Below are 13,437 nucleotides of genomic sequence, written 5' to 3'. Positions count from 1 at the left end.
TCGAAGCTCAACTAGTCAGTGCGTGTACATATCAGGCGTGCCCTGACTACCAATGGGTGGCAGATGCCGCAGATAGACGACGATGGACCACAGTTCGTCGTCGCTCAACGTTCCCTTTGAGCCTGGCATGCCGGAGGGCCAGATGCCGTTATCAAGAATCCACTTTAGTTGGCCGTCGGTGTAACTTTGAACCTCGGGCGATGCGAGCGAGGGGATTGGCGGCGAGATGTGGTCAATGAACGGAACTCCAGTGTTCTGGCCGTCCATTCCATGGCATGCAACGCAGTAATGGGAGAATGCTTCTTTACCATCAGTGCGTGTTTGCGTGTTGTCCATCAGTGGATTGTGTTCACGCTTATTGCCGATAAAAATATGATGCTTCGCAAAGACCACGGTCTTCGTTTCGAAGTTGCTGGGGGGATTGGCCCTACAACCGGCCAATCCCAGTGCAATTCCTGCCGTAAGTGAAAGAGCGAACGTACGACGCATGTCTACTCCACCACGTGCAACGTCAGCTCCATCGAGCCGTGGCCGGAGCCGCAGAACACCGAGCAATGGCCGACGAAATCACCAATTTTCTCAGGAGTGAACATGACCTGACCGGTGCCCTTTGCAGGCGCGCGAAGATCTATGTTCAGTTCGCGAAAGCGAAGACCGTGCGCCGTGTCAATATTATGCAAAACAATAGTCACAGGCTGTCCCTTCTTGACGGTGATATCCGCCGGCTCAAAGGAGAAACGTTTCGCTGTGACCTCGATACGTCTCGGCTCGGTTTGCGATTTCGCGACCTGCGTGAAAGCAATGCCAAGAACAATAACAGCACCGAATGCCGTCAACTGCAGTAATTTCTTCATGGTATCTCCAATCGATTCAGGGTCCTGCACTTCACGAGATTCAACAGCAATGTGACGGCAGTCGTTTGTTGTGTGTCATGGATAGCATCGTCCGAGCGGATGCAGGTGTTTGATGGGGCTTACTTCAGATGCGCGTGCTACGGATTGAAGAAGCGCAGTAACTCTTCTTCTTCATGCTTGCTCAACGAGGCACGAATGCGCATGTGACGGACTACAGTACTAGAGATTCTCGGCGAGAAACCGTCTGGGGCATTGTGGCAGCGCGCGCAATTCTGCGTGAAGACACGGGCGCCCTCATCTTCCTGAGCATGTACAGTCGCGTGCTTCGGCGCTTTCGCTCCAGTTGGCGTGGATGCTGCCGACTGTATCACTGTCTGAGATAAACCATGGGCTGCCATCAAGGACAGCGTGAGCACCAGCAGCATCGGCGCAATGCGCAACAGATTTTTCTTGAGAGACATCGTTATTTCCCCTTCCATGCCGGCGTAAGGAACCGATAGACGATGCCCGTTTCCCAGATGTTGGCATTGCCATTGGCAGAGAACTGACGTGAGTAGCTTGTGAGGATTCTGGTGTTGTGCGGCAGGTTATAGTCGAGTCCGAAGTCCGCACGCTGCACGTTCACCAGTGGCAGACCATCGCTTACGATCGCGTCGCGGCGAAACGTCTGCTGCATGCGAAAGAGAGGCTCAATGCGCCCAACCCAGCTATCCAAACCGCCAAAAGCCTGTGTGCGATAGTCCGCTTCAAACCAGTAACCTTGAGCATGGTGGCCACGCGCATACTCTGAACGAAAGCGAAAGGCCGTGCTCTTCGGCTCCCACCAGAGGTGCGATCCGTAGAAGTTCTCTTGCGTTCCCTGTAGCAGTCGTCCATAGGAAGTTCCAACCTCAAGACGTTGCGCGGGAAAGTAGATGCTTAAGCGGCCGCCAGCGGAGCGCTCCGCCGCAAACTGCGTGGGCTTGCTGCGGGCCGAGAAGTATCCAACGTAATCAATGGAGTACTTGCCGCGGGAGACCGCTGATCCACGGACCTGACCGCCGAGACCCGCTGCCGTTCCCATCAAGCCAAGACTTGTGACCAAGGGCGCGTCCTGGAAGTTGCCGATCCAGATCGGTGAGAGCCGTTCGTTATAAGTATTGAACGGAATCAGGAAGCTCCCACCAACCACGGTCAGATGTGGAGAAACAATGTAGTCCGCCTGGAGGTAGGTAAGTATGGCGTTGAAGGTGTGGTCGTATCCTCTCGTTCCGTTCGGGAAAACAGCTTCGGCGATGCCAGCACGTGACTCCACCAAGAGATGTTTGCCGATCGGAGCGGCCAGCAGCGGCTCTGCAATGGGTAGATATGAGGTTTGACCCGCGTTCGTGGTTGTGAAGAAGCCATAGCCACCGGAGATGAGTGGCACATCTTGTGCTTGCGAGCGCTGGACCGGGCAAAGCCATACACATCCGATGACCGCCATCATCCACCAGCTCAATCGTTTTGAATTTGGTCTGCCTGCAATGAAACTAGCCATATCCAGACGATAGCCAGGAAGGAATTGCTGCGTGTCTCACGATGGTCTGTTCATTGTCAGGAGATTGTCATTTGGAAAGGCCCTCTGCCGACGCTGAAGCATCGACAGCTACAACCGGTTCGCGCGGCACGGCGAAAGATGAGCGCAGGTGCAAGAGCTGCAAGGTCATCTTCCAGAGGAACTCCGGATTGTTGCGCGCATAACGCTTCCATAGACGGCGCGGGTCTTGGAACAGTCGATGAAGCCACTGCAGGCCTGCGCGCTTGATCCAACGTGGACAATCGCGCAGGCGCCCGGTGTGATAATCGAAGGCAGCGCCTACCCCCACGAGCAAAGGCACGCCGAGCCGCTCGACATAACGTGCCATGAATCTCTCCTGTTTTGGCGTGCTCAGTCCGATCCACATGATGTGGGGTTTCGTGCTTTCGATCTGAGCACACAGTTGCGCCTCCTCTTCGCGAGTAAGATCCCGAAAAGGAGGCGTGAACGTTCCAACCACTTCGATCCCCGGGAATTTGCTTTCCAGCGATTTTCTCAGCAGTTCCGCGACACCCTCATCACCGCCGTACAGGAAGTGCCGATACCCGCGCGGCACCGAAAGCCGACAAAGCTCCGCCATAAAGTCCGGCCCATACACGCGATCCATCTCTGTGAATCCCTGCAGGTGCCCAACCCATGACATCGGCATACCGTCCGGAGCATTGAGCATGGCACTGTTCAAGATGCGGAGAAACTCAAGATCCCGCTGCGCTTCCATTACTCCGTGCACGCCAGTTACGCAGATGAAGCCACATTGTCCCGAGGCAATCCATGCATCGGTCTGACGTATTGCCTGATCCATGTTGAGCGCGGACACCTTCACTCCGAGCACATCGGCATAGCTTCCTTCCACATGATTCGATGTGGCAGTGTGTACGACGGTATCTGTCATATGCCGCCACCCACCGCAAAAAAGATTGTGTGGATCAGAATTGCAATATCCATGAAGAAGGTGCGATGGCGTTGGTAATAAAGGTCGTATTCAATGTTCTCGTGGATAGGAAATGCACGGGCTGCGCTTAGCTGCCACAATCCTGTGATTCCTGGCTTCACACGCAGCCGCAGCCGCTGGTGGTCGTTGTAGGTCGCAACGATGAAGGGCATCTCTGGCCGAGGTCCCACAAGCGACATCGTGCCTGACAAGACATTGATAAGTTGGGGTAATTCGTCCAAGCTTAGATGCCGCAGCACCCTACCAATGGACGTAAGGCGCGGATCGCTTGAAGTTACCGGAGAGACCGCATAACGGGGCGCATCAGACACCATCGTTCGAAACTTGTACATATCGAAGAACTCGCCATCGCGGCCAACTCGCCTTTGTATGAACAGTGAAGGTCCTGGTGAACTGAGCCGTACGAGCAGAGCCACGATGCATAATACCGGCGATAACCCAATGAGCAATATCGTCGCGGCGAACACGTCGACTGCTCGCTTGAAGAACGCATAGCTCCATGAAGTCGAGTGTTCATGCGGAGACGTGAGCAAAACCCCATCAATATCCGCGACGCTCTGCTGCATCTCCGCATGCGCAGCAGATTCCGAAACAAAGGCCACCAATATACCAGCTTGGTTTGCTATGCTCTTCATCTCCTCGAACTGAGCCGCCGACAGATGCGGCTCAGCCATGATCAAAAGGTTGCAGCGAAGCGACCGCAATGTCGACGCAGCCAAAGGCTCAAATCGTACTGGAATTGCGCTCTCACGGCGGTATCCCAGCACAGACAGGCCATCGCTTGCCGGGACCGAGCCGTCACTCCAAACTGCGACAGGCTGTAAGCCCAGCTTTGGCGAATGAAGCAGAGTCGATGTGATGCGCCTCCCTGCTTCTCCCGCACCATAAATCACGGCACGTTTGCAACCGTAACCCCTGACGTGCAGTGCCTGCGTGAGCGAGTGTGTCACCTGCTTCTGAAAGATCAACAGCACAGGCATAAGGAATACATTAACCAGGACAGCCATTGGCGGTAACTGCAGCGCGAGGATCGAGACCACAAAAGACAAGAGCAGCGCGGCCTGGATTGCAGCGCGAACAGCGCGCTCCGTTTCACGAATGCGCATCAAGCTACTGCAACCTCCATACGCGCCGGAAGCACTCAGCAGGAGGACAGCGAAAAGTCCTTGTACCGCGCCGATCGCAAGTACCCGCTGCAATGGATAGCCGAGGTTCCCTCCAACCTTTCGTTGGACAAGATACGCTGCGATGAGAGATGCAACACAGGTGAGAAGATCGGCGATCACCTCGGCTCCGGCCAGGACGTAGCGATTTAGACCGCCCGGAAACGCTCGGTGTCGCATGCTTCCAGGCGCTGCGCTGTCCGCTAGATGACTGGCAACATAGGATTCAGATGCGGCCATGGTCATCCCTCCCACTTCCGCGCGGCTGGAGAACTCTGTTCAAGGGCAAGACCATCCTTGATTGCGTAAAGCCCGGTATGAGCGCTAGTCTCCGCGGCTGTCTGGTTCTTTAGCAGAAGCCGGGTATAGAGCTGCACATATTCGCGCGAAAGTGTTTCGATTGACAAATGTGTAAAGCTGACGTGCTTTCCTGGCGGCCTACGGATCGTCTCCGATATGGCCGTTGCAAAGTCGAGCTCTTCCGTGGGCCCCAATGCGACGAAACGGCAGTGCATCCCACCAATCTCGCGGAATGCTGCAATGTCAGAGCACACGACCCTCGCACCTGCGAGGAGGGCCTCGGCGACGGGCAGACCGAAACCCTCTGTCTTTGAAGGAGCTATGACTGCTTCACACTGCGCATAGCACCACTGCAGTTCATCCTCTGAAAGCCCATGCGCGAGAAGTACGTGTTCCTCCAAGCGGAGATCAGCAATCAGGGAGCGAATGCTCTGTGTCTCCGGCCCTTCAATTCCGACAATGAGCAATTTCGTCACAGGCGCCGGTGCAGTGCCACGCAGTAATCGATGAAACACACGGATGAGAAGAGGGATATTCTTGTTTCTGCGGTGCTGCGAAACCGAGAGCAGGAAGCGTTCGCCTATTAACTCTCGATAGGCATGAGGTTCTGGCAAAGCGGGACGGGGTTCGACGCAGTTATAGATCCGCACTGCTTTCTGTTCGACTTTTTCGGTCGTGCATAGCTTCAACTTGTGCAAAGTGGCGTCCGAGACGCACGCGATCGAGCTAACGCTACGAAGGCACTGCTGCAGTATCCATCGGTTCGCGATGGCCTTCGGGAACCCAAAGTTCTCAGGGATCTCTAGTGGATAGAGATCGTGCAGACTCAGTACCGTTGGGCAGCCGAATGCTGCAGCATGAAAGGGCACTGGGTAAGAGAGGTGCACGAGATCAACCTGCAACCGTCTTACAAGAAGCGGCAGCTCTCGGTAGTACCAGAGGTTGCGCCCAACCGGTCCTTCGTGCATTTTTTCAAAGTGGATAATAAGTCGATCGTCAGATATATCATTCAGTGTCTCTGTGATCTTCGTTTGCCAAGGTGCAACAACGAGATCAATGCGCGTGATCTCGTTGCTTTTTATCAAACAACGAACGAGGTTCAGCGCGTGCCGTTGAATGCCAGAGATGTCAGACGAAAAGGAAGCAGCCAAAACCATGATCTTCATATAGCCGATCCCTCCGTCAACTTGGCAGGCGGTATAGGAATGGCCGAGCCTGAGGATCTTCTTGTTTTGATCACAATTTGCAGCAATGGCACATAAACAAACAGAGCCGTGAAGCCATAGCACAAGCGCGAGATCACCAACCCCTGCAACCCCATATGGTGCAACAGGAAGAGCATAAGCGCGAGCATGGCTGCGCGACTGCAAAGACTGATAAGAGCCACAATGCGAAAGAGTCCGAGTGCCTGGAGCGCATAGGTCCCCATAACGCTCAAGCCCATAAGAGCGGAACCCAGTACAATTCTGGGAAGAATCTGCACCGCGGTCTTTGCAAGTGCACTGCCAGCCCACAAAGCGAGGAGGCGATCACCGCATAGGAGCAATACGCCTGCGCCTGCGACGATCAACAGGAAGTTGCAAATAAATGCTTTCAATAATGTGTGCCGTAGCTCTTTAGGCGAAATCATGTTGGCTCGCCGGGAGAGATAAGGGAATAGAAAATGCAGTGTTGACGCAGTAAGGCCGAATAGAGGTTGTGCGAACTGAATGCACAACGCATAAGGCGCAACTGCAGCGGCGCCGAGAGAGACTCCAAGCAGAATGCGATCGAACTGAGTGAACACAACACCGCCAAGCGCCTGTATCCACACAAAGATGCCAACGCTCACCAGCAGCCATGTCTCCGTAGGTTCTAAGGAAGGCCATAGAGAGCCCTCACCAACAAAATGGGGCAGTTCTCGGAGCTGCAGATAAGTCCCTCCGATGAGAAACACGCCCGTTGCGATGAGAAAACTGGTCGTTCGCTGACCGCAGATCGCAAGCCCTGCCACGGTAAAAAGAGTAAGCAAGCGCATGGCGGCGCTAATCTTAACGGTACTGCCGTACCTGTCGAACGCGCGATGTACGCTGACGCCAACGCTTTCGATGCTGCGCACGACGATTAGCAAACTTGCGATGCGAAGCGAGATGACGCACTCCCGCAGTGACGTGACATGCGATACAACAACGTGCGCAGCTACAAACGGTGCCGACACCCAGACAATGCATGCAAGGACGAAACTGAGAGTCGCCCCAATACCAAGAGTGCTCCTCACAGTTTGCGCCATCCGCGCACGTTCACCGGTCCCTCGAAGTCGAGCAATTTGTTGTGTTGCAGCATCACAAAATCCGGAGGCAATGATGCCGCCGGCGCTGATTACTGAGGTCGCAATCATCCACAACCCATACTCTGATGCACCGAGTCGGTGAATCACTATCGGCGCAACCATGAGCATCCCAAATGGATACGAGATGTAATCAAGCCCCCCGTACATAGCATTTGTGAAATGCCTCCTCATGCGTGGTCACCGCGAGATTTTGGGGAGATGCGGATGTAGGAGGCCAGGACAGGCAGCACCTCCGCGGCGAGCAGCTTGCGGGGATCACCAGGATCGACCCCTCCCCATTGTTCGCGAACGACGAGTATGAATGCTGTGGCGGCAAGCGAGAGGAGTGTCAGCAGCAGAGTGAGGAGGAGACGGGGTGGAAAGGACTTCTTCTCAGGAACGCCCGGACTGTCAATGACGCGAACCACCGGCAGATCCTTCGCTTCTTCAATCCTCGCGATCTCATATTGCTGCGTGAGAAGCTCGAACACAGCCTCTTGCACCTTGACGCGACGATAAAGATCCGCATAGGGAACAGCGAGTCTCGGCAGCTGGCGCAGCGGAGGGTAAAGCGAGTCACTACCGTCACCCGCCACTGATGCGCTGTCTGATATAGCTGTGTTCGCTGAAAGGGGCGCAGAGCTTCCTGTCATCTTTTGCAGATCACTTTTAAGCGAAGCGATTCGTGCCTCTGTCTCACGCACGCGTACATTGCCGTCGCCGTAGATCTGGCGCAACGACTGCAGGCCGGACTGCTCCACAAGTAGCTCCGCCTGCACGCGCGCACCGGAATCCACCATCGCACGCGTCTGCTCGCGGATATCAACGGTGTTGTTCTTGCTTGAGAATTCGCTTAGCTGCAGCTGTGCCTGCTCAAGATCGACTTGCACCGAATGCAGTCTGTTCTCAATAAATACGCGCTCCTGATGCGCGGACGAGGTGCTGGTCTTTGTGAGAATTCGATTCAGTTCGTCCAGATATGCCTGTGCGATATTCCGCGCTCGCACGGGATCACGGTCTTCCACCTTGATTGTGATGACGCCGCTTTTCTTGTCGTCGCTGATCGTGGTGAGATGGGCGAGATGTTTCGCCGCATTGACCCTATAGCGGCTGTGATAGACGTGCATCAGGTTGAACTTGTCGATGAGGTGGCTACTGACGGTCCCGCTTTCGAGAAGGCTGATATAGAGAAACGTGCTTGCGTGGTCGCCGAGTAATCCACCAGCCAGACTGCCCAGCGCACCTAACCCGCCGCTTTTTCCTGCAAGGGCCGCGAGCACCATTGCGCCCGAACCTTGCGGCTCCGGTGGCATGATGCTTGTTACAGCGGTGTACTGCTTCGGGATAACGAAGGCGAGACCGAGGCTCACCAGAAAGGAAATTACCGTAACACGCGCGAGCAGCGAGCGATGACGCCACAAGAGCATAGCGCGCACGGCCCAATGGGTGTTGCTCTCAGGCGGCGGCCTGAAGGCAAGCTCCGCATCCAAATCGTAATCCAGTGTTTGATCGGATTCTTCCGGTGCCATCATTGCGACAGAGTTGTGCATCATTGTGTTCTCCCTGTAGGCCTGTATGAGAGTTGAACCGTGAACGCGGAGTTGCGCTGAGACTTTGCGGACAATAGCGGAAAGTGCCAGGACTCGATCTGCTCTTCTACATGCAGCTGCCAGTCGGGACGCGGTACAAGGTCCGCGCTTATCTTCAGGTCGCGGAGCGTTCCTCCCTGAAGAAACTCTCGATTGACGCTTAAGTTGCGAGTACTGATTTCCACGTTCGATTGCGGCGAGAGCTGCCACGTGGCCCAGAGTTGCTGGCCATCGCCCTCGCGACCTATCCAGCTGCCAATCAGTTGGCGGCTATTCGTGTATCCGCTGAGATAGTGGTCGTTGAAATAGAAGAAGCCGGGAAACGCAAGATTGCGATGCGGTGATAATAAGCCTTCCGCACGAATGGAGAGTCGAGGCAGACGCGGTACACAGCGATATACGAAGCCAGAGATCCAAGCGCTCTCGGTCGGGTATGCCAATGGAAACGGCTGGTCTTCGGAGAAGCCGTCAAAGTATCCAGTGAGACAATTGCGAAGTCCAGGAATTCGATACTCGGCGTCGACCGCGTTTCTCCGATCCCCGGGGTCTTGATTCTCGTTGGCAACGCTTGCAGAGAAGATACTGCGCAGCAAGGTATGCGTTGTGAATGGTGCTCCTTGACCCGCAAAGAGCACAGTACGTGAAACGCCGAACTCAAGGTTCGGAGTCAGCTTGAACGAAAGCTTTTCACCATGGATGAATGGTTGATCGCTCAGGACGACACCGGGCGCACCGAACGTCGTGTGGTTGGCATGTACGTACTGCGCCCCCGACAGCCGCCCGACCAGCAGCTGTACACGGATCGGCCCAAGTACATGCAGGATGCCCGGCAACTCGAACGGCTGCACGCGATCGTAGCGAAGCATGGCGATCGGTTCCGCATTATCGGTGAAAAGCGTTGTTCCGCTGCGCGCCGGTCCCCACCACAGTGATTGACGGCCGAAGGTGAACTGATTGTTCGCCACCGTGAAGGAGACATACGCTTCAAGCGCTCGTGCACGGACGAAGTCTGACGGCGGCCCCTCTTGACCCAATGGTGTAAAGTCCGCTATAGAGATCGCAGACTGCACCGCAGCATCGGGCTGTGCCGCGAACGGCACACGCTGCAGTTCGACATTCGCATAGGCTGCGAAGGGCCCCGCGGTAGAACGAAGCGCAATGCCAGTGTAAAGATTAGCTCCTTGCGCGAACGGACGGCCCTCATCATTGACCAGCGTCTCCGCGAAGTGGAAGCCGTCCCTGATCGGGGTGCCGGTGATGGCTGTGACACGTTGGTCGATCGACTCCAGACGAAGCTCCAGGTTTCTCGCACCTGCGCGACGGAGCAGCTCCTGTGCAAACTCCTTCTGGAGCGCGCGCAGCATGGAAAGCACGTCTGGGTCCGCTTGCGTATCAAGTATCTGGTCGTTCGCCTCGTCGATCAGCCGGGCGCATTCCAGGCGCGTCCACGGCCGAAGGCTGAAGATGGCACTCTGCATGTAGCCTTTCGCCGCGAGACGGTCGAACACTGCATACACCCAGCTATCGATGGGCACATACGTCGACGCCATGTTGGACGCACTGCGGTCTTGCAGCTCCTGCGCCTTGGAAAAGCGAACGAGTTGGAGGCACAACGTCGACATTAGGCAGACACCAAGCAGCTTGGATCCCATTCGTTGATTACTCCGCTTGTCAGGCATCAGAGGGCCGCTGCCGCAATGCCGGCGGTGATCCCGATGGAGGAAGCGAGTTGTGCGGTTGCCAGCAGATTTTTCCAGAACAGCGATGCACCGATGATCTTCTGCGGAACGACGACAACATCGCCGGGATCAAGCCTGGTGGAAAGCACGTCGGCATCGAACCACCCGCCGGAATGTCGTCCCACCACCGATCCGTTCGCGCGGATGATGAAGATGTTTTTGCGGTCGGCGGCGGCGTTGGTTCCACCGGCGCGGCTTAGATACCACTTTGCCGTCTTGCCCTGGGTAAAGGTCAGGCCGGTTGCGTTATAAACCTCACCCGAGACGATGACGAAGCCGGGTCGCTTGGGAATTGTCAGCACATCGCCGCGTCGCAGCTCCACATCCGCTGGCGTGTTGGCCCAGCTATCGATGTCCGCACCGATGTGAATCACCATGCGGCCTGTGGGGGGATTGGACTTCAACTGTGCCAGCGCCTGTTGCTGCTGTGCCTTGATGAGCTGCAAGGCAGAGCCACTGTCGCCTGCAAGCGCTGGCGACAGCCGCGCGGATGAGGAGTTCGTCTCAATCTGCCGGATGAGCTCGTCGCGGCTTTTCTCTTCCACCTCGCGCACCTGCTCGCGTAGTAATACCGCGCCCTCTGGATACGCCGTGTCGCGAAGACCACCCGCGCGGCGCAGCACTGAGCTCAGCCGCTCACCCTCGTGGAATCCGTAACTTCCTGGAAACTTCACCTGCCCGTTGATCGTGATGGACTGGCCAATGTCATTCCAGCCGGTAATCTGGTGGATCGTCAGAATGTCGCCGGGTTTGAGCACGGTATCCGCCCCCGGATCTGAGCCCGCAACAGCCGCACCAATGCGCACGGTTGTAATCTCTCCGGTTACGTGGTTTCCCTTTGCCACGGCATAGCTGGTCAGGTCCGCACTCTCAGTTAGAGCATCACGCTTAAAGCCACCTGCCATGCGCACGAGCTGCGAGATGGTCATGTCCTTCGAGAGCGGATACACACCAGCGCGCAACACTTCGCCGTGGATGGTCACCTTCGGGCTATCGACCTCGTAGCGACCAAAGATGCGCACAGTGTCGAACGGCTGCAGCACGATATTCGCGTTGCCAATGAGGACCTCGGGCACGCTGAAGTCGATCGTCTCCGCGTGCAGGTCCGGAGGGACGAGTCGAATAATCTCACCGTGCTCTGCGGGTTCAGGCAGCATGTCCTGATAGCTATGCAGCACATCCGAGAGCCGCATTCCGTCCGTGTAGGACACGCGTCCCGGGCGCACCACATGGCCCTGAACATAAATCACTCGCTCGCTGTACGGCAGGATTGGCGAGACATGTATGCGGTCACCGTCACACACTTCGAACTGGTTGATCGCCGCGCGATCGGCATCCGGTTCCCCGTTAGCGGGAACGCTAAGTGTAACCGTCGCACGCTGGCGATTCGGGTCGATGCGCTCAATCGTGATATGGCTCAATGATGCGGCAACAGTCACACCGCCGGCATATTCGAGCGCTGTCGCAAGGGTCGTTTCGCCAGCCTTCAATTCATAGATCGCGGGACGCTTCACCGCGCCCGAGAGAGCAACCTGTGGCCCGGCCGGCGGCACGAGCAGCGTATCTCCGCTTTCAAAGTGGGCACTTCCTTTGCGCAAGCCATGCAGTAGAAAGTCGTAGAGGTCGATCTCCTCCACCAACTTGTCTCCACGATAATGACGAGCTATCCGTAAAGATCCGACCGATGTTGGACCGCCCGCTGCGAACAGCGCGCTCAGCGGCGTGGCTAGAGAACTGATGTCATACCCGCCCGGCCGCTGGACATCGCCAACGACATATACGCGCACAGAGTGCAGCCGAGCTACCGTGACAGAGACCTTCACATCGCGGTACTGCCGCTGCAGTGCCTCCGCAATTGCGTTCTCTGCGCTCCCTAGTGACAAACCGGCTACCTGAAGCGAGCCCGCTTCAGGCAACAGAACGTGGCCATCTCGGTCCACAACACGGTTGACACTTTGCGTGATGCCACCCCACACATTGATTGCGAGCGTGTCGCCAGGACCAACCACATAATCCGGCCCTAGCGGTACATCCAAAGGCGTGTTCTGGCTTGAACCGCCAAGCGACATCGCAGATGTATTGCGATTGAGGAAAACATCTGAGCCGAAACGCTTCAGGTGCATGGCGCGCTCGGGGATCTGAGTGTAGAGATCGCGGAGCGACTGCAGGTTGTACGGCGTTGACTGGCGCAGTACCTTCGGTACATCGGTACTTGTCGTGGAGTTCTCGTGATTGCGCGAGGCGTTCCGTTGCGAGATCGATCCGGCAGTGCTTCTCGCGTTCAGCGCCGTACCGAGCGCTGTGCCGTTCACGCTCGTGCCGGTCGTCGTAAGGTCGCCATTCGCGCCCAATTGAGACGCGTTCGTGTCACCAGGCAAAGTTGTTCCTTGTTCTGAGCCGAACCCTCCCGCACTTGCACCTTCGCTCTGCAAGTCTCCCTGCGAAACATATCCACGGGCACGCAAAAACGTGCTGACGTTGGCGCGCAGGTCGGCGTTCGTCGAGATCTGGTTGTAGAGCATCTGGTCGGTAATGTCATTTGCATCCACCTGCGAGCCTTGCTGCTGGAGGCGATCCGCGACCTGCGACTTGATTTCGACGACGAGGTCAGGCGATTGCTGCAGTATCTGGATGATCTGATCCGCCGAGAGAGTGGACGGTTGTGCGAACACGCTTGAGCTCGCACTTGCGCTGGTATCCTGCTGGTCGCTGCCTGTATCTCCGATCCCGAGAGGCGAAGACTGTACATCAGTGTCGGCGGTGGAGGAGGTCGGCGCGCTCTGCGTCGGCGGAGGAGCAAATGCGTCCTGTGCGTATGCCGTCGTCACCAAAAGACATGCAACTGCGAGAGTCGACAGCATGCCCCACCGGCGAAGTAGGAAGAGCAATAGGAGTGCTAAGGAGGATTGCGCTTTTTCAATGCTGTTCATAGGAGTGACACACCGCAAGAGATGCAAAGCTTGTTGTCAGTCTT

Annotated in this window: 11 protein-coding genes; all 11 read right to left on the bottom strand. The window is 56.4% G+C overall.

Going from position 1 to position 13,437, the window contains the following annotated elements; all coding sequences use genetic code 11:
- Positions 1–15 precede the first annotated feature (15 nt).
- On the bottom strand, positions 16–489 hold the full coding sequence (locus GOB94_RS16070) for a c-type cytochrome (RefSeq protein ID WP_182276842.1): 474 nt from the start codon (positions 487–489) through the stop codon (positions 16–18).
- A 2-nt stretch (positions 490–491) separates the two neighbouring features.
- Positions 492–854, bottom strand: coding sequence for a cupredoxin domain-containing protein (locus GOB94_RS16065; RefSeq protein ID WP_182276841.1), 363 nt, complete (start codon positions 852–854; stop codon positions 492–494).
- A gap of 137 nt (positions 855–991) precedes the next feature.
- Positions 992–1,315, bottom strand: a complete 324-nt coding sequence (locus tag GOB94_RS16060; RefSeq protein ID WP_182276840.1) for a cytochrome c — start codon at positions 1,313–1,315, stop codon at positions 992–994.
- Between the two features lie 2 nt (positions 1,316–1,317).
- A complete protein-coding gene (locus GOB94_RS16055; protein WP_255484081.1) occupies positions 1,318–2,322 on the bottom strand; it encodes a hypothetical protein in 1,005 nt (334 codons plus the stop codon).
- A 118-nt stretch (positions 2,323–2,440) separates the two neighbouring features.
- Complete coding sequence (locus GOB94_RS16050) at positions 2,441–3,304, bottom strand: WecB/TagA/CpsF family glycosyltransferase (RefSeq protein WP_182276839.1); 864 nt, start codon at positions 3,302–3,304, stop codon at positions 2,441–2,443.
- Positions 3,301–4,767, bottom strand: a complete 1,467-nt coding sequence (locus GOB94_RS16045) for an exopolysaccharide biosynthesis polyprenyl glycosylphosphotransferase (RefSeq protein ID WP_182276838.1) — start codon at positions 4,765–4,767, stop codon at positions 3,301–3,303. Before GOB94_RS16045 ends, GOB94_RS16050 begins: the two co-directional genes overlap by 4 nt.
- A 2-nt stretch (positions 4,768–4,769) precedes the next feature.
- A complete protein-coding gene (locus GOB94_RS16040; RefSeq protein ID WP_182276837.1) occupies positions 4,770–5,993 on the bottom strand; it encodes a glycosyltransferase family 1 protein in 1,224 nt (407 codons plus the stop codon).
- On the bottom strand, positions 5,990–7,204 hold the full coding sequence (locus GOB94_RS16035) for an MATE family efflux transporter (protein ID WP_182276836.1): 1,215 nt from the start codon (positions 7,202–7,204) through the stop codon (positions 5,990–5,992). The genes GOB94_RS16040 and GOB94_RS16035 overlap by 4 nt, the downstream gene beginning before the upstream one ends.
- Before the next feature lie 119 nt (positions 7,205–7,323).
- Entirely contained in the window at positions 7,324–8,688 is a 1,365-nt protein-coding gene (locus GOB94_RS16030; RefSeq protein ID WP_255484077.1) for a Wzz/FepE/Etk N-terminal domain-containing protein, read from the bottom strand.
- Complete coding sequence (locus GOB94_RS16025) at positions 8,685–10,376, bottom strand: capsule assembly Wzi family protein (RefSeq protein WP_255484075.1); 1,692 nt, start codon at positions 10,374–10,376, stop codon at positions 8,685–8,687. The genes GOB94_RS16030 and GOB94_RS16025 overlap by 4 nt, the downstream gene beginning before the upstream one ends.
- 26 nt (positions 10,377–10,402) lie before the next feature.
- Complete coding sequence (locus GOB94_RS16020) at positions 10,403–13,324, bottom strand: SLBB domain-containing protein (protein ID WP_182276835.1); 2,922 nt, start codon at positions 13,322–13,324, stop codon at positions 10,403–10,405.
- Positions 13,325–13,437 lie beyond the last annotated feature (113 nt).

The sequence above is a fragment of the Granulicella sp. 5B5 genome (assembly GCF_014083945.1).
Classification (GTDB): domain Bacteria; phylum Acidobacteriota; class Terriglobia; order Terriglobales; family Acidobacteriaceae; genus Granulicella.
The sequence above is the reverse complement of the archived record's forward strand: the minus strand, read 5'-3'. Positions and strand labels throughout refer to the sequence as shown.

Excerpts from the sequence above, each read along its gene's own strand:
- GOB94_RS16055 (WP_255484081.1), bottom strand. The coding sequence starts at position 2,322 with ATGATGGCGGTCATCGGATGTGTATGGCTTTGCCCGGTCCAGCGCTCG.
- GOB94_RS16030 (WP_255484077.1), bottom strand. The coding sequence starts at position 8,688 with ATGATGCACAACTCTGTCGCAATGATGGCACCGGAAGAATCCGATCAA.
- GOB94_RS16045 (WP_182276838.1), bottom strand. The coding sequence starts at position 4,767 with ATGGCCGCATCTGAATCCTATGTTGCCAGTCATCTAGCGGACAGCGCA.
- GOB94_RS16020 (WP_182276835.1), bottom strand. The coding sequence starts at position 13,324 with ATGCTGTCGACTCTCGCAGTTGCATGTCTTTTGGTGACGACGGCATAC.
- GOB94_RS16060 (WP_182276840.1), bottom strand. The coding sequence starts at position 1,315 with ATGTCTCTCAAGAAAAATCTGTTGCGCATTGCGCCGATGCTGCTGGTG.
- GOB94_RS16065 (WP_182276841.1), bottom strand. The coding sequence starts at position 854 with ATGAAGAAATTACTGCAGTTGACGGCATTCGGTGCTGTTATTGTTCTT.
- GOB94_RS16040 (WP_182276837.1), bottom strand. The coding sequence starts at position 5,993 with ATGAAGATCATGGTTTTGGCTGCTTCCTTTTCGTCTGACATCTCTGGC.
- GOB94_RS16025 (WP_255484075.1), bottom strand. The coding sequence starts at position 10,376 with ATGGGATCCAAGCTGCTTGGTGTCTGCCTAATGTCGACGTTGTGCCTC.
- GOB94_RS16070 (WP_182276842.1), bottom strand. The coding sequence starts at position 489 with ATGCGTCGTACGTTCGCTCTTTCACTTACGGCAGGAATTGCACTGGGA.
- GOB94_RS16050 (WP_182276839.1), bottom strand. The coding sequence starts at position 3,304 with ATGACAGATACCGTCGTACACACTGCCACATCGAATCATGTGGAAGGA.
- GOB94_RS16035 (WP_182276836.1), bottom strand. The coding sequence starts at position 7,204 with ATGATTGCGACCTCAGTAATCAGCGCCGGCGGCATCATTGCCTCCGGA.